This is a genomic window from Rhodococcus sp. Z6_132 (assembly GCF_058133635.1).
In genome coordinates, this window is the sequence record NZ_JBYUNP010000002.1 from 1,017,877 (window position 1) to 1,033,410 (window position 15,534).

Sequence of the window (15,534 nt, forward strand, 5' to 3'; positions counted from 1 at the left end):
TGCTTGGTTGGGAGGCTAGCAGACGAGCGACCGCGGCTACTCGCTCTGCTGCGGCGCGCGGGGACACACCGGCGGGCCGTCCACGCCGCACTGCAGGTTCCGGTCCACCGCCAGCACGGCGGGGCTGGGCTGGCGCAGCTCGGGACGGCCGTGCACCAGCACCAGCGCCACCACGGCACCGGCCCCGAGCAGGCCCGCGCAGATGAGCATCGCGGCGTCGAAGCCGGGGTCGAACACCGCCGGCTGCAGGTAGTCCGCTCCCCCGAGGCCCACCAGTGCGGGCAGCGCCGCCACGGCCAGCAGTCCGGCGGTGCGGGCCACCGCGTTGTTCACCCCGGACGCGGTGCCGGCCAGGTGTGCCGGTGCCGCGGCCAGCACGGCGGCGGTGAGCGGGGCCACCAGGCACGCCAGGCCCAGCCCGAACACCGTCACTGCGGGCAGCACGTCGCGCAGGTAGGACGAGCCCGGCCCGATGCGCAGGGTGAGCAGCAGCCCGGCCGCGGCCACCAGCGGGCCCACCGTCATCTGCAGCCGCGGGCCGATCCGCTGGGCCAGCGCCCCCGAGTGCGCGGAGAGCACCAGCATCAGCGCGGTGACCGGCAGCAGCGCCAGCCCCGCCGCCACCGGGGAGAAGCCCGCCACCACCTGCAGCTGCAGCACCAGCAGGAAGAACACCCCGCCCAGCGCCGCGTAGACCGCCAGCGTCACCAGGTTGGCCGCGGTGAACAGCCGCGAGGCGAACAGCTCCAGCGGCACCAGCGGGTGCCGGCTGCGCCGCTCCACCACCCCGAAGGCCGCGAGCGCCACCAGGCCCACCCCCACCGGGACCCACTGCACGGCGATCAGCCCGTAGGTGAGCGCGGCGAGGCCGACCACGGTGAGCATCGCCCCGGTGAGGTCGAGCCGGCCGGGCGCCTGCGGGTCGCGGCTCTCCGGCACGTGGCGCACCCCCACCCACAGCACCAGCGCGGCCAGCGGGAGGTTGACCAGGAACACCGCTCGCCAGCTCACCTGCTCCACCAGCCAGCCGCCGACCAGCGGCCCGACGGCCGCGGCCACCCCGCCCAGGCCCGACCACGCCCCCACCGCCGCGCCGCGGTCGGACGCCCGGAAGCTGGCCGAGATCAGCGACAGGCTGCCGGGGGTGAGCAGCGCCCCGCCGATGCCCTGCAGGGCCCGAGCGGCCACCAGCATCTCCACGTTCAGCGCGAGGCCGCACAACAGCGAGGCCACCGCGAACCAGGCCACCCCCACCAGGAACACCCGGCGCCGGCCGTAGCGGTCCCCGAGCGCACCGCCCAGCAGGATGAGCGAGGCGAGCATCAGCGTGTAGCCGTTCAGGGTCCACTGCAGGCCGCCGAAGCCGGCGTCGAGCGCGGTACCGATCCGGGGCAGCGCGACGTTCACCACGGTGGAGTCCAGCAGGGCCATGCCGGAGCCGCCGATCGCGGCCAGCAGCAGCCAGCGTCCGCCCGCCGTGCCCATCGCCAGGCCCGGCTCGTCCACACCGTGCTGCTGCGTCAGGGTCCGCTCCCCCCGGTTCGGGCTGGTCAGGCCACTATCCCCCTGCTGACGCGGTGCCGGCTGGCGCCTGCCGGGGTCGCGCGGGAATTGCGCTGGGGATTGCTACGTTAGTTGACAGTGCAAGACTCAAGTAAGCGGAGCCGGGTGTCCGACACTCCGTGGTGAGAGAGGAACTTCATGCCAGGTTTTGACGACTTCTTCGGCTCAGGTTTCGGGGGCGAGCTCGGCGCGAACCGCCGGGTCGACCTCACGCGGGTGCTCAACCAGCAGTCGCACCAAATGGTCGAGGCCGCGGCCAAGCACGCCGTCGAGCAGGGCCACCCCGAGGTCGACTCGCTGCACCTGCTGTGGGCGCTGAGCGGCCAGGAGCCCACCAGCTCCCTGCTGCGCCGGGTGGGCGTGGACGTCGAGGAGCTGCGCAACGACGTCGAGGCACAGCTGCCGGCCCGCCAGGGCATGACCGGCCCCGCGGCCGCGCTGCCGTCGCTGGGGCCGGCCAGCCAGCGCGTGCTGCTGGCCGCCCACCAGATCGCCCGCGCGCTGGGCTCCACCTACGTCGACCCGGTGCACGTGCTGCTGGCCCTGTCCGCCAACCCGGCCAACACCGCCGGCCGGCTGCTGGCCGCCCGCGGCGCCAACCCGCAGACCCTGCAGGTGGCGGCTGGGGAGACCGACCACGACGCCTCCGGCGAGGAGCAGAGCGAGACGCCCACGCTGGACGAGTACGGGCTGGACCTCACCGCCCAGGCCCGCGCCGGCGAGCTGGACCCGGTGATCGGCCGCGCCGAGGAGATCGAGCAGACCATCGAGGTGCTGTCCCGGCGCACCAAGAACAACCCGGTCCTCATCGGTGAGGCGGGCGTGGGCAAGACCGCCATCGTGGAGGGCCTCGCGCAGCGCATCGTCGACGGCGACGTCCCGCCGCTGCTGCACGGCAAGCGCGTGGTGGCGCTGGAGATCTCCGGCATGCTCGCCGGCACCCGCTACCGGGGCGACTTCGAGGAGCGGATGAAGAAGGTGATCGACGAGATCGTCGCCCACCGCGACGAGGTCATCGTCTTCATCGACGAGGTGCACACCGTGGTCGGCGCCGGTGGCGCGGACGGCGCGGTGGACGCCGGCAACATCCTCAAGCCGCGGCTGGCTCGGGGTGAGCTGCACCTGGTGGGTGCCACCACCCTGAGCGAGTACCGGCGCATCGAGAAGGACCCCGCGCTGGAGCGCCGCTTCCAGCCGGTCAAGGTGGACGAGCCCAGCGTGGCCGACGCCATCACCATCCTGCGGGGGCTGCAGGGTCGCTACGAGGAGCACCACGAGGTGCGCTACACCGACGAGGCCGTCGTGGCCGCGGTGGAGCTCTCCGACCGGTACCTGCCCGACCGCCATTTGCCGGACAAGGCGATCGACCTGATCGACCAGGCCGGTGCGCGGCTGCGGCTGCGGCGCAGCAACAGCCCGGTGGCCGAGCTGGAGCAGAAGCTGGCGCGGCTGACCCAGGAGAAGGACCGCTCGGTGGCCACCGAGGACTACGAGCGCGCCTCCGCCCTGCGCGACGAGATCGCCGCGCTGGAGGTGACGATCGCCGGCGCCTCGGCCGAGGAGCCCTCCCACGAGGTGGGCGCCGACGAGATCGCCGACGTCCTCGCCCGTGCCACCGGCATCCCGGTGAACCAGGTGAGCGCGCACGACAAGGAGCGGCTGCGCCGGCTGGAGGACGAGCTGCACCAGCGGGTGATCGGCCAGGACGACGCGGTGCACGCCATCGCCAGGGCGGTGCGGCGCAGCCGGACCGGCATGGGCGACGGCAACCGCCCGGTGGGCAGCTTCCTGTTCCTGGGCCCCACCGGCGTGGGCAAGACCGAGCTGGCCAAGGCACTGGCCACGTCGCTGTTCGGCGACGAGGACAGCATGATCCGGCTGGACATGAGCGAGTTCGGCGAGCGGCACAACGTCAGCCGCCTGGTCGGGTCGCCTCCCGGTTACGTCGGCTACGACGAGGCCGGGCAGCTGACCGAGGCCGTGCGGCGTCGCCCGTACTCGGTGGTGCTGCTGGACGAGGTGGAGAAGGCGCACCCGGACGTGTTCAACATCCTGCTGCAGGTGCTCGACGACGGGCGCCTGACCGACGGGCAGGGCCGGACTGTGGACTTCAAGAACACCGTGCTGATCATGACCAGCAACCTCGGCTCGGACATCATCTCCAGCCGCTCCGGTGGCATCGGCTTTGCCACCGAGGCTCAGCAGCGGGAGGGCACCAAGGTGCGCGAGCGGCTGATGGGCCGGCTGCGGGAGAGCTTCCGCCCGGAGTTCCTCAACCGCATCGACGAGATCGTGGTGTTCGCCAAGCTGGAGCTGGAGCAGCTGCGCCAGATCACCGACCTGCTGCTGGGCGCCACCCGCAGCCGGCTGGCCGGGCTGGACATCGGCCTGGAGCTCACCCCGGCGGCGGTGGACTGGATCGCCGAGCACGGCCACGAGCCGGAGTTCGGTGCCCGCCCGCTGCGGCGGACCATCCAGCGCGAGGTCGACGACCGCATCGCCGACCTGCTGGTGGACGACGCGGTGACCGCCGGTGGCGCGGTGCGGGTGGACGTGGTGGACGGCGAGCTCACCGTCGAGCCCGTGGCGACGGCTGCGGTGGCCAGCCACGCGCTGGCGCTGGCGGGCTGAGCACCTCCGCACGCTGACGCGGAAGCGGCCGGCACCCTTCGCGGGGTGCCGGCCGTTCTCTGTTGGGGCGTCTGCAAGTACCACCGTGCGCCGCGGTGGGGGTACTGCAAGTACCCCCAAGCGGTCCGGCTAGACGCAGACCGGCTGCACCACGGCGTGCGGGAACTCCGCGTCGCGGTGCTGGAACGCCAGGATCGCCGGGTTCTGGATCACCCCGTCGCGGATCTCGATCGCCCGGCTGATGGTCTGCTCGGTGTCCCAGGACTCCTGCCCGCTGAGCACCGTGCGCAGGTGCGGCAGCAGCGCCAGGCTGATCTCCCACGTCGCGGAGTGCCACAGGTACGACGGGCTGTGGTCCACCGCGTAGTACTGCACGTGGTCGCCCACCAGGAACGTCGGCTCGGCGAACGACGTCGGCCGAGCCCAGCTGAAGCCCATCCCCTCGTCGCAGGAGACGTCCACCACCAGGCTGCCGGGCGCGAACGCCGCGAGGTCCTCCTCGAGCAGGAAGGTCAACGGCGCCGCGGTGTCCTGCAGGACGCAGTTGACCACGATGTCGTTCTCGGCCAGGAAGGGCGCCAGCGGCACCCGGCCGTCCACGGTGTTGGCGTAGCTGCGGTGCGGGTCCGTGGAGTCGTGCTCGAACTGCACGATGTCCACCGAGTGGATCGGCGAGCCGACCGCGGCCACCTCCCGGTTGGTCATCACCCGCACGTCGTCCACCCCGTGCGCGCTGAGCGCGGTGATCGCCCCGCGGGCCGTGGCGCCGAAGCCGATCACCGTGGCCCGCAGCCGGCGACCGTAGTCACCGGTCAGCCCTGCCAGCTGCATCGCGTGCAGCACGGAGCTGTACCCGGCCAGCTCGTTGTTCTTGTGGAACACGTGCAGGCTGAACCCACCGTCCTTGGTCCAGTGATTCATCGCCTCGAACGCGATGAGGGTCAGCCGCTGCGCGACGGCCTGCTCGGTGAGCGCGGTGTCCTGCACGCAGTGCGGCCATCCCCAGATCACCTGCCCGGTGCGCATCTCCGCGAGGTCGGCGGCCTGCACCTTGGGCAGCAGGATCACGTCGGAGCTGGCGATCAGCTCGGCGCGCGAGCGCATTCCCGCGATGTCGCGCGCCAGCTCGTCGTCGGTGATGCCGAAGGGCTCGCCGTACCCGTGCTCGAGGTAGATGCGTGCGCGCAGGTCAGGGTCGATCCGGGCGAGGTGTGCGGGATGGATGGGCAGACGTCGCTCGTCGGGCTTGCGGGAGTGCGACAGGACGCCCAGGGAGAGCAGCTCAGTGGTGGGGGGCCGGTCAGCGTTTCTTGACATTGGCCGTCACCTCGACGGCCGCGTTTGCGTTGTCGGCCTTCGTCTTCTTGTCGGCGCGCTTCTCTTTCAGCGACTTGCCGGACTTCTTCGACATGGTGGTGCGGGGCGACTTGTCAGACATGGGATGACCCCTAGATTGGGAACCTGAGCGGTCCCGTTGGCCTGACCGTACGGCAACGGTGCAATCGACAGTGTGAGGTCATCGCGCGGCTCGGACGGCGGACGACTCGCGGTGCCAGCCCGCTTGGTAGCGGTTGCAGACGCGGGCCGGCGCGGTGGGGGTACTGCAAGTACCACCAAGTCAGGACAGGCGCTCGCACAGGTGCACCGCCACGTCCTGCCCGGCGCTCTTGCCGATGGCCCGCCGCAGCTCCGCCCGCACCGGCAGCTTGTGCGTGCCGTCGCCGAGCGCCATGAACGCGCTCTCGAACGGCCGCTCGTCCATGGTGCCGCGCACCTTCACCAGCCCGCGGGTGCCGAAGAAGCCCGCCGAGTCGGGCATCACCACGTACGTCCACCCACCCTTGCCCGGGCTCTGCTGCAGGGTGGCGGTGAACCACTTGTCCAGGGGACGCGCAACGGTGCTCATGACAGCCGTCCTTCCACCGGGGTCTACTGGTGCAGACCGTGGAACGGCGCCGAACTCATCGCCCGAGCCCCTGGTCCCGAGCCCCGAAGCCGGCGGCTAGCTCGCCGCAGCGATCGCTGACAGCAGCGGCTGCGCCAGCTCCGGCCGACAGATCAGCAGGTCCGGCAGGTACGGGTGCGCCTCGTTGTAGCGCAGCGGCGATCCGTCCACGCGGGAGGCGTGCAGCCCTGCGGCGAGCACCACGCCCACCGGGGCCGCGGAGTCCCACTCCCACTGCCCACCGGCGTGCACGTAGGCCTCGGCGTCACCACGCAGCACCGCCATCGCCTTGGCGCCGGCCGAGCCCATGGTCACCAGCTCGCCACCCACCGCCTGCGCCATCGCGGCCGCGAACACCGGGGGACGGCTGGCGCTCACCAGGATCCGCGGACCCGAGCCGGCCGCGCCGGAGGCGGCCAGCACCGCGTCGTCGTCGGCGTACACCGCACCCAGCGCGGGCTGTGCCACGGCCGCAGCCGTGATCCCGGCTCGCTCGGTTCCGGCGCTGCGCTGCCACAGCGCCACGTGCACCGCCCAGTCGTCGTGGTCGGGCAGGCCGAACTCCCGGGAGCCGTCCAGCGGGTCAATGATCCACACCCGGTCGCTGCTCAGCCGCTGCGGGCTGTCGGCCGACTCCTCCGACAGCACCGCGTCGTCCGGCCGCAGCTGCGCCAGGCGGCGCAGCAGCATCTCGTTGGCCAGCTTGTCGCCGCGCTGGCCCAGCTGCTTGGGCGTCAGGTGAGCGGGGGCCTCGGCGCGGACCTGCAGCAGCAGCTGACCCGCCTCCTCGGCGATCTGCGCGGCCAGTCGGGAGTCGTTCACAGCTGCTCCAGCACGAGGTCGAGGATGGCGCCGGCCATGTCCGCGGGCGCGCCGTCCTCCGGGCGCAGCAGCAGGTCGGGTGACTGCGGCGCCTCGTAGGGCGAGTCGATGCCGGTGAAGCCGATGATCTCCCCCGCCCGAGCCTTGGCGTACATGCCCTTGGGGTCACGCTCCTCGCAGGTGGCCAGCGGGGTGTCCACGAACACCTCCACGAACGGCAGCCCCGCGGCCTCGTGCGCGGCGCGGGCCTTGGCGCGGTCGGCCCGGAACGGGCTGATCAGCGACACCACCGACACCACGCCGGCGTCGGCCAGCAGCACGGCCACCTCGCCCACCCGGCGCACGTTCTCCGCGCGGTCGGCGTCGGAGAACCCGAGGTCGGCGTTGAGGCCGTGGCGCAGGTTGTCACCGTCCAGCAGGTAGGCGGGGTGGCCGGCCGCCACCAGCCGGCGCTCCAGCTCCACCGCCACCGAGGACTTGCCCGAGCCGGACAGCCCGGTGATCCACACGGTCATCCCGCGGGTGCTGCGGTCGGTGCGCTCCACCGCGGCGGAGTGCCACACCACCTGCGCCTGCGGCAGCGACGGGCCGGTGATCATGCCCGCGGCCACCGTGGCGTTGGTGGCGTCGTCGATCAGGATGAAGCTGCCGGTGTCCCGGTTGCGGCGGTAGGCGTCGAAGAGCAGCGGCGCCTGGGTGCGCAGCCGTACTCGTCCGATTTCGTTGAGCGACAACGCTGTTGCTGACTCGTCGCGGTGCAGGGTGTTGACGTCGAGGCGGTAGTCGAGCTGGCGCACCACGGCCTTGGTGGCCTTGGTGGTGTGCAGGATCGTGTACTTGGCCCCCGGGGTGAGCGCGGCCGTCTCGGTCAGCCAGCACAGCATCGCGTCGACGTCCTGGCCCACGTGCGGACGGTTGGCGGGACGGCAGATCAGGTCGCCGCGGGAGATGTCGATGTCGTCGGTCAGCTGCATGGTCACCGCCGCCGGGGTGAACGCCTCCTCCAGCGGCACCCCGCCCGGGCCCCAGATCTTGTCCACCGTGGAGCTGAAGCCCGACGGCAGCACCGTCACCTCGTCACCGGGGCGGAACACTCCCCCGGCCACGGTGCCGGCGTAGCTGCGGTGGTCGTGCAGCTCGGGGTCGTCCGTTGCTGCCCCGCTCGAGCCGTCCAGGTTCTGCGGCCGGATCACGTACTGCACCGGGAAGCGTGCGTCGATGAGGTTGCGGTCCGACGACGACGTCACCTCCTCCAGGTGGTGCAGCAGCGAGGCGCCCTCGTACCAGTCCATGCTGGTGGAGCGGTTGACGATGTTGTCGCCCTGCAGCGCCGACATGGGGATGAACGTCAGGTCGGCCACGTCCAGCTTCATCGCGAAGACGCGGAACTCCTCGCGGATCTCCTCGAAGCGCTCCTGCGACCAGTCGACCAGGTCCATCTTGTTGACGCACAGCACCAGGTGCGGGATGCCCAGCAGGGTGGAGAGGAAGGCGTGCCGGCGGGTCTGCTCCAGCACCCCCTTGCGAGCGTCGATGAGGATCATCGCCAGGTCGGCGGTGGAGGCACCGGTGACCATGTTGCGGGTGTACTGCACGTGCCCGGGGGTGTCGGCGATGATGAACTTGCGCCGGGGCGTGGCGAAGTAGCGGTAGGCCACGTCGATGGTGATGCCCTGCTCCCGCTCGGCGCGCAGGCCGTCGGTGAGCAGCGCCAGGTCCGGCGTGGCCGAGCCGCGGTCACGGCTGGTCTGGGCGACCGCCTCGAGCTGGTCGGTGAAGATGGCCTTGGAGTCGTAGAGCAGTCGCCCGATGAGCGTCGACTTGCCGTCGTCGACGCTGCCTGCGGTGGCGATGCGGAGCAGCTGCGGCATCAGAAGTACCCGTCCTTCTTGCGGTCTTCCATCCCGGCCTCGGAGATGCGGTCGTCGGCGCGGGTGGCCCCGCGCTCGGTGACGCGAGTGGCGGCCACCTCGGCCACCACGGCCGCGGTGGTGGTGGCGTCGGACTCCACGCAGCCGGTGCCGGTGGCGTCGCCGACGGTGCGGAAGCGCACCTGAGCCTCGAAGGGCTGCTCGCCGGGCAGCAGCGTGAGGTGGCGGGTGACGGCGAGCAGCATCCCGTCGCGCTCGACCACCGGGCGGCGGTGGGCGAAGTAGATCGACGGCAGCGAGATCTGCTGCTCGTGGATGTACTGCCAGATGTCCAGCTCGGTCCAGTTGGACAGCGGGAACACCCGGATGTGCTCGCCGCGGTGGTGGCGGCCGTTGTACAGGCTCCACAGCTCGGGGCGCTGGTTGCGCGGGTCCCACTGGCCGAACTCGTCGCGGAAGCTGAACACCCGCTCCTTGGCGCGGGCCTTCTCCTCGTCCCGCCGCGCCCCGCCGAAGGCCGCGTCGAAGCGGTTCTCCGCGATGCCGCGGAGCAGGGTGGCGATCTGCAGCCGGTTGCGGCTGGCCCGCGGACCGGTCTCCTCCACGCTGCGCCCGGCGTCGATGTCGTCCTGCACGCTGGCCACCACCAGGCGCAGGCCCAGGTCGGCCACGGTGCGGTCGCGGAACTCCAGCACCTCGTCGAAGTTGTGCCCGGTGTCCACGTGCATCACCGGGAACGGCACCGGCGCCGGCCAGAACGCACGGGTGGCCAGGTGCAGCATGACGACGGAGTCCTTGCCGCCGGAGAACAGCAGGCCGGGGCGCTCGAAGACGGCGGCGACCTCGCGGAAGATGTGCACCGCCTCGGCCTCCAGCGCCTGCAGGTGGGTCAGCTCGTAGGTGCTGCTCACAGGGGGTGTCCCCCTCTGGCGGAGCGAGGGTCGAAGGTCATGGCTGGAAACACTGGCACAAAACTAGAATAAGTTCTAGTGTCGGCGGATGGACCTGGAAACGCTGGAAGAGATCAAGCGCCTGAAGTACCGCTACCTGCGTGCCGTCGACACCAAGGACTTCGACCTGCTGGAGTCGACGCTCACCCCGGACGCCGACGCCGCCTACGGGCACAAGCTGACCTTCACCGGGCGCGACCAGATCCTGGCGTTCATGCGCAAGTCCCTGGACCGCAACAGCATCACCGAGCACCACGTCGGTCACCCCGAGATCGACGTCGACGGCGACACCGCCACCGGCACCTGGTACCTGCAGGACCGGGTGATCGTGCCGAAGTACAAGTTCATCCTGCAGGGCGCGGCGTTCTACACCGACACCTACGTCCGGGGCGAGGACGGCCAGTGGCGGATCAGCTCCACCGGCTACGTGCGCACCTACGAGGCGACGATGTCCACCGACGACGTGCCCAGCTTCGCGCTCACCGTCAACCGCTGGGCGGACCGCAAGTGAGCACCGCGGGGGTGCTGGCCGACAAGGTGGTGGTGGTCTCCGGCGTCGGCCCCGGGCTCGGCCGCTCCATCGCCCTGCAGAGCGCGGCGGCCGGTGCCGACCTGGTGCTGGCCGCGCGCACGCAGTCGCGCCTGGACGAGGTGGCCAAGGAGGTCCGCGAGCTGGGCCGCGAGGTGCTGACCGTGCGCACCGACATCACCGACGATAGCTCCGCCGCAGGGTTGGTGCAGGCGTCGCTGGAGAAGTTCGGGCGGGTGGACGTGCTGGTGAACAACGCCTTCGGCATGCCGCCGATGAAGAAGCTGGCCGACGTGGACTTCGAGGCGATCCGCGCGGCGTTCGAGGTGACCGTGCTGGGTGGGCTGCGGCTGACCAAGCTGTTCGTGCCGGCCCTGGCGGAGAGCAAGGGCGCGGTGGTGATGATCAACTCCTCGGTCATCCGGCACACCCAGGCGCCCTACGGGCCGTACAAGATCACCAAGGCCGCGCTGCTGGCGGCCTCGCAGAGCCTGGCCACCGAGCTGGGTCCGCGCGGCATCCGGGTGAACACCGTGGCGCCCGGCTGGATCTGGGCCGACAGCCTCAAGTGGTACTTCGACCACCTGGCCGGCAAGCGCGGCGTGCCGGTGCAGCAGGTCTACGACGAGACCGCCGCGGCGATGGACCTGCGCAAGCTGCCCGAGCCGGACGAGATCGCCGACGCCGTGGTGTTCCTGGCGTCGCCGATGGCCCGGGCCATCACCGGACAGACACTGGACGTCAACTGTGGGGAGTTCCACCCGTGACCGCACCGCACACCACCGTCGGCACCGTCGAGGACCTGCACGCCTCGGCGTCCCGGTTGACCGGGCTGGACGACTTCGGCGACCAGGGCTACCTGGAGGGGCTGCGGGTCCTGCTGGACTCCTACATCACCGAGGCGGAGCTCACCCCGCTGGGCTCCAAGGTCGCGCGGGTGTTCCTGCGCGGCGCGCTGGTGGCCCGGCTGCTCAGCGAGGACGCCTGGAAGAAGAACCCGCAGCACGCCGACGTGGCCATCGAGCGGCCCATCTTCGTCACCGGGCTGCCGCGCACCGGCACCACGGCGCTGCACCGGCTGCTCACCGCCGACCCCGCCCACCAGGGTCCGGAGATGTGGCTGACGGAGTTCCCGCAGCCGCGGCCGCCGCGACAGACGTGGGGCGACAACCCGGTGTTCCAGGGCATCGAGGCCGCGTTCAGCCAGCACCACGTGGAGCGGCCGGAGTTCATGGGCGTGCACTACATGTCCGCCAGCGAGGTGGAGGAGTGCTGGCAGCTGCTGCGGCAGTCGATGCAGTCGGTGTCCTACGAGTCGCTGGCGCACATCCCGACGTACTCGCAGTGGCTGGCGGAGCAGAGCTGGACGTCGGCCTATGCCCGGCACCGCAAGAACCTGCAGCTGATCGGGCTGAACGACACCGACCGGCGGTGGGTGCTGAAGAACCCCAGCCACCTGTTCGCCTTGGACGCGCTGCTGGAGGTGTACCCGGACGCGCTCATCGTCCAGACGCACCGCGACCCGCGGACGGCGATCCCGTCCTCGTGCAGCCTCAGCGCCCAGGCGGCGCAGGGGTGGTCGGACAAGTTCACCGACGAGCTGATCGGGCGCGACCAGGTGGACCTGTGGGCACGGGGGCTGGACGCGTTCACCGAGGCACGGGCCAAGGCCGATCCGGCGCAGTTCTGCGACGTCTACTACGAGGACTTCGTCGGGGACGCGCTGGGCACGGTGGAGGGCATCTACCGCCACTTCGGCATCACCCTCAGCGACGAGGCGCGGAAGGCGCAGCAGGACATGCACGCGGAGAGCACCAGCGGACCGCGCACGCCGTCGCACCGCTACCAGCTGTCCGACTTCGGGCTCACCGAGGCCGACATCGACGCCCGCTTCGCCCGGTACGCGCGGCGCAACTGATCAGCGGGGCTCTCCCGAGGTCGGGCCGGTGCAGCGTGCTGCACCGGCCCGACTGGGGACGAGGCTCACCTCACCACCACCGCTCCCACTCCGCGATCGCCTGCGAGGCCTTTGCCGCGTCCCCGAGGTAGGTCGTGTCTGGGCACGGCGACGGCTCGACGTGACCCGACCACGTCGGGTGGACCAGAGCGAACCCGCCGTCAACCAGGCTGACGATGACGTCGTCGGACGGCCCGAAGCGTGCCTCCACCCGCACGACCTGACCCGCCAGCGGGTGGTCGGGACTCAGCTCCCGCTCGATCTCGCGAAGCACCGCAGCAAAGTTGTCCGCTGCCAACGGACCATCGCGGCTCCACCACTCGTCCGAGAGCTCGAGCACGGTCATGCGCTGATCGTGCCAGGCCGCCGGCTGGTCCCCGAGGGCTGGGGCGGCGGGTCGGCGTCGCTGAGGTCGGGTGGATGGTGAATCGGGTTGGTGCGTGGAACCTGTTGTGGGTCAACGTGTCTGGGTGCGATCCACTCGATGCGGCCGTGGGTGCCCATGCGGACGGTGAAGCCTTCGTGGGTGATGAGCCGGTGGTCGAACGGGCAGACGAGCGCGAGGTTGTGCAGGTCGGTGGGGCCGCCGTGCTGCCACTCGGCGAGGTGGTGGACCTGGGTCCACTGGGCGGGCATCTCGCAGCCGGGCCGGGTGCAGCCACGGTCGCGGGCGTACAGCGCCAACCGTTGCGCCGGTGAGGCCAGGCGTTGCCCCTGACCGAGGTGGAGCACCTGACCGTGGGCGTCGAGCACACAGGGCAGCCACTTCGCATCAGCGGCCATTCGGAGCACGTCACGCACCGGCACGGTCCCGCCTGAGGCGGTGCTGGCCGTGCCCGCTCGGCGTTCCAGGTCCGCCAGTCCCATGGTGACCACGACCGTCGCTGGCAGACCACGGTTGCTCGGCAGCGCACCGGAGGCGAGAGCGTTGCGACACAACGTGGCCAGTGCGTCATGGTTGCGCTGGGCGGCACTGCGCGGGTCCGCCATGCCGTCCTCGGTGACGGGCCGGGCGGCGGCGGAGAACGCAGCGTCCACCAGGGCTCGGGTCATCGGGTCGAGCTCACCGCTGATGCGGCTCATCCCGTCCGGGCGCTGCCGGCCGATGGTGAACCCGCGCCGCCTGGCCCGATCCACCTCGGAGGTTTCCCGCCCGTCGGGATCGAGGTAGGCCACCAGGCGCTCAGCGGCCTTGGCCAGTTCCGACGGCCGCAGTGCGCAGGCTTGCGCAGCCAGCGTTTGCTCGGCCAGGCCGATGGTCTCGGTGTCCAGCGATGCGGGCAGGTCGTGCATCGTCTTGGCGACGATCTCGGCGTGGCGCGGCGAGATCCCGCCCTCTGCTTCAGCAGCCGCGCACGCAGGGTGGGCCGGCCCGAGATCCTCACCAGTGAACGACGTGCGCGGACCCCGCACCAAGGCGGCTCGCACCCGGGCTCGTGCTTCCTGCATGTCCAGGTGCAGCACCTCCGACAACAACCCCGCCGTGCCCCGGGCCAAGAACACCGTGGCCAAGGAGCGGCACTCCATCTCCACAATCAGGCGGTGATCGACGGTGGGCTTCATCCGGTGCACCCGATCCACCTCGCGCACCACCGCCAACACCCCAGCATCGGACAGCCCGGCCACCGGCAGCTGCTGCAACCGTGCCATCACCGCGGCATGCTCAGCCAGCAAGGAGGCGACCTCGTCAGTGAGGTCCCCCGCTACACCGTTCGAACTCATGTTCGAATAGTACGAACAACCCCCGACAACGTCAGCGAAACCGCGAAAGCCGCTAGAACGCAGGCCAGGGAATCGCCGGACGCATCCCGGACGGCTCCGGCATCACCCGCGTGGCGAGCAACCGGCGCACCCGCGTGCGCAGCGCCTGCACCTCGGCGATGGTCAGGTGCTCGTCCAGCTGGTCGGCCAGCTCACCCTCCAACAGGCTGGCCAGCTTCGACAGCATCTCCACCGCCTCGTCGCCGATGGGCTCCCCTGCCCAGCCCCACAGCACGGTCCGCAGCTTGGGCTCGCTGTGCAGGCAGATGCCGTGGTCCACGCCGTACACGCCGCCGTCCAGCCCGGCGAGCACGTGCCCACCCTTGCGGTCGGCGTTGTTGAGCACCACGTCCAGCACGGCCATCCGGCGCAGCCCGGGGTGATCGGCGTGCGCGAGCACCACCATCTCCCCGGAGTAGTCCTGCGCCCGCAGGATGGGCATCCACCCCTGCGGCACCGCCCCGGGCGGGCACAGCTCCACCAGGTCGCTCACCTGCTCCACGTGCTCGCGGTGCGCAGCCGATCCAGAACCAGCGGCCAAGCCGGACCCAGCACCGGAGTCCTCGTCGTCGGAGATGCTGGCCGCAGGCGTGTCGATCCACAGCTGCACCATCCCGGAGCCAAACGGTCCGTCGCGCAGCACCGTCGGCGGCACCACCCCCCAGCCGCTGGCCGCCGACACCAGGTAGGAGGCCACCTCGCGGCCGGCCAGCGTGCCGTCCGGAAAGTCCCACAAGGGCCGCTCGCCCTGCACCGGCTTGTACACGCAGTGGCCGGTGACGCCGTCGAGCTCCACCGAGCACAGCAGCGTGGCGTTGCTCGCCTCCACGATGCGCCCAAGGATCTCGAGCTTCCCGGCGCGCAGCAGCTCGAGCGTGGCTGGGTCGTGCACCTGCACGGTCGTGATCAGTCCTGGCTGGGTTCGCCGGCCGACGGCGCGATGCCCACGCCGCGGCGGTACCCGTTGGTGCGCACGCACACGTGACCCTCGGGGTCCAGCGGCTCGTTGCACAGCGGGCAGGGCAGCCGCCCGGCGCTGATGACCAGCTCGGCGCGCGCGGCGAAGTCCCGGGCCTGCTCGGCGGAGAGGAACACCCGCACGGAGTCGGGACCCTCGTCGGTGTCGTCGAGCACCACCGACTCGTCCACCTCGCCCTCGGTGACGGCCAGCAGCTCCACCACCACGCAGCTCGCGTCGGCGTCCCAGCCCAGGCCCATGGTGCCCACCCGGAACTCCTCGTCCACCGGCACCGCCAGCGGCTCGAGGTCCTCCACGATGGGGTCGTCGTCGGGCAGCTCGGCGCCGAAGCGGCGGTGCACCTCCTCCAGCAGCGCGATGATGCGCTCCGCCAGCACCTGCACCTGCTGCTTCTCCAGGAGCACGCTGATGAGCCGGCCCTCCTGCACAGCCTGCAGGTAGAAGGCGCGGTCACCGGGCTCACCGACAGTGCCGACAATGAACCGGTCTGGGTTGCGGAAGACGTGGATTACTCGTGACATGGCAA

Annotated in this window: 14 protein-coding genes and 1 pseudogene; 4 read left to right on the plus strand and 11 right to left on the minus strand. The window is 71.2% G+C overall.

The genetic code is table 11. The features are described 5' to 3' along the window. Positions 1-36 precede the first annotated feature (36 nt). Entirely contained in the window at positions 37-1,485 is a 1,449-nt protein-coding gene (locus AC3YO9_RS11485) for a DHA2 family efflux MFS transporter permease subunit (RefSeq protein ID WP_489983474.1), read from the minus strand. 216 nt (positions 1,486-1,701) lie between these two features. On the opposite strand from AC3YO9_RS11485, the gene AC3YO9_RS11490 reads away from it, so the two are divergent. Beyond that, positions 1,702-4,194 (plus strand): ATP-dependent Clp protease ATP-binding subunit, encoded by a 2,493-nt coding sequence (locus AC3YO9_RS11490; protein WP_489983228.1) that lies wholly within the window; start codon positions 1,702-1,704, stop codon positions 4,192-4,194. A gap of 129 nt (positions 4,195-4,323) precedes the next feature. On the opposite strand, the gene AC3YO9_RS11495 is transcribed toward AC3YO9_RS11490, so the two are convergent. The 6 genes and pseudogenes from AC3YO9_RS11495 to cysD all read right to left on the minus strand — a co-directional run bounded on the left by AC3YO9_RS11495 (position 4,324) and on the right by cysD (position 9,743). Then, entirely contained in the window at positions 4,324-5,511 is a 1,188-nt protein-coding gene (locus AC3YO9_RS11495; RefSeq protein ID WP_489983229.1) for a N(5)-(carboxyethyl)ornithine synthase, read from the minus strand. Beyond that, positions 5,495-5,632: a hypothetical protein gene (locus AC3YO9_RS11500; RefSeq protein ID WP_164860612.1), complete on the minus strand. Its 138-nt coding sequence runs from the start codon at positions 5,630-5,632 to the stop codon at positions 5,495-5,497. Before AC3YO9_RS11500 ends, AC3YO9_RS11495 begins: the two co-directional genes overlap by 17 nt. A gap of 180 nt (positions 5,633-5,812) precedes the next feature. Then, positions 5,813-6,100, minus strand: a complete 288-nt coding sequence (locus tag AC3YO9_RS11505; protein ID WP_127782896.1) for a DUF1905 domain-containing protein — start codon at positions 6,098-6,100, stop codon at positions 5,813-5,815. Between the two features lie 108 nt (positions 6,101-6,208). Continuing rightward, positions 6,209-6,961: pseudogene (locus AC3YO9_RS11510) on the minus strand (3'(2'),5'-bisphosphate nucleotidase CysQ); the annotation flags it as partial. Further along, positions 6,958-8,832, minus strand: coding sequence for an adenylyl-sulfate kinase (cysC, locus tag AC3YO9_RS11515; RefSeq protein WP_489983230.1), 1,875 nt, complete (start codon positions 8,830-8,832; stop codon positions 6,958-6,960). The pseudogene AC3YO9_RS11510 and the gene cysC, both read right to left, overlap by 4 nt. Beyond that, on the minus strand, positions 8,832-9,743 hold the full coding sequence (gene cysD / locus AC3YO9_RS11520; protein ID WP_489983231.1) for a sulfate adenylyltransferase subunit CysD: 912 nt from the start codon (positions 9,741-9,743) through the stop codon (positions 8,832-8,834). The genes cysC and cysD overlap by 1 nt, the downstream gene beginning before the upstream one ends. Positions 9,744-9,831: 88 nt before the next feature. On the opposite strand from cysD, the gene AC3YO9_RS11525 reads away from it, so the two are divergent. The 3 genes from AC3YO9_RS11525 to AC3YO9_RS11535 are packed head-to-tail and all read left to right on the plus strand — an operon-like array spanning position 9,832 to position 12,229. Further along, positions 9,832-10,293, plus strand: a complete 462-nt coding sequence (locus AC3YO9_RS11525; RefSeq protein WP_489983232.1) for a nuclear transport factor 2 family protein — start codon at positions 9,832-9,834, stop codon at positions 10,291-10,293. Then, positions 10,290-11,078, plus strand: coding sequence for an SDR family oxidoreductase (locus tag AC3YO9_RS11530; RefSeq protein ID WP_489983233.1), 789 nt, complete (start codon positions 10,290-10,292; stop codon positions 11,076-11,078). Before AC3YO9_RS11525 ends, AC3YO9_RS11530 begins: the two co-directional genes overlap by 4 nt. Then, entirely contained in the window at positions 11,075-12,229 is a 1,155-nt protein-coding gene (locus AC3YO9_RS11535) for a sulfotransferase family protein (RefSeq protein ID WP_489983234.1), read from the plus strand. Before AC3YO9_RS11530 ends, AC3YO9_RS11535 begins: the two co-directional genes overlap by 4 nt. Positions 12,230-12,299: 70 nt before the next feature. On the opposite strand, the gene AC3YO9_RS11540 is transcribed toward AC3YO9_RS11535, so the two are convergent. The 4 genes from AC3YO9_RS11540 to AC3YO9_RS11555 are packed head-to-tail and all read right to left on the minus strand — an operon-like array spanning position 12,300 to position 15,529. Further along, the gene (locus AC3YO9_RS11540; RefSeq protein WP_127782890.1) at positions 12,300-12,614 is read right to left on the minus strand and encodes a hypothetical protein; all 315 of its coding nucleotides are present in this window, start codon (positions 12,612-12,614) and stop codon (positions 12,300-12,302) included. Continuing rightward, a complete protein-coding gene (locus AC3YO9_RS11545; RefSeq protein WP_489983235.1) occupies positions 12,611-13,990 on the minus strand; it encodes an HNH endonuclease signature motif containing protein in 1,380 nt (459 codons plus the stop codon). Before AC3YO9_RS11545 ends, AC3YO9_RS11540 begins: the two co-directional genes overlap by 4 nt. A gap of 52 nt (positions 13,991-14,042) precedes the next feature. After that, positions 14,043-14,921 (minus strand): SCO1664 family protein, encoded by an 879-nt coding sequence (locus AC3YO9_RS11550; protein ID WP_489983475.1) that lies wholly within the window; start codon positions 14,919-14,921, stop codon positions 14,043-14,045. A gap of 14 nt (positions 14,922-14,935) precedes the next feature. Beyond that, positions 14,936-15,529 (minus strand): DUF3090 domain-containing protein, encoded by a 594-nt coding sequence (locus tag AC3YO9_RS11555; RefSeq protein ID WP_127782886.1) that lies wholly within the window; start codon positions 15,527-15,529, stop codon positions 14,936-14,938. Between the last annotated feature and the right edge of the window lie 5 nt (positions 15,530-15,534).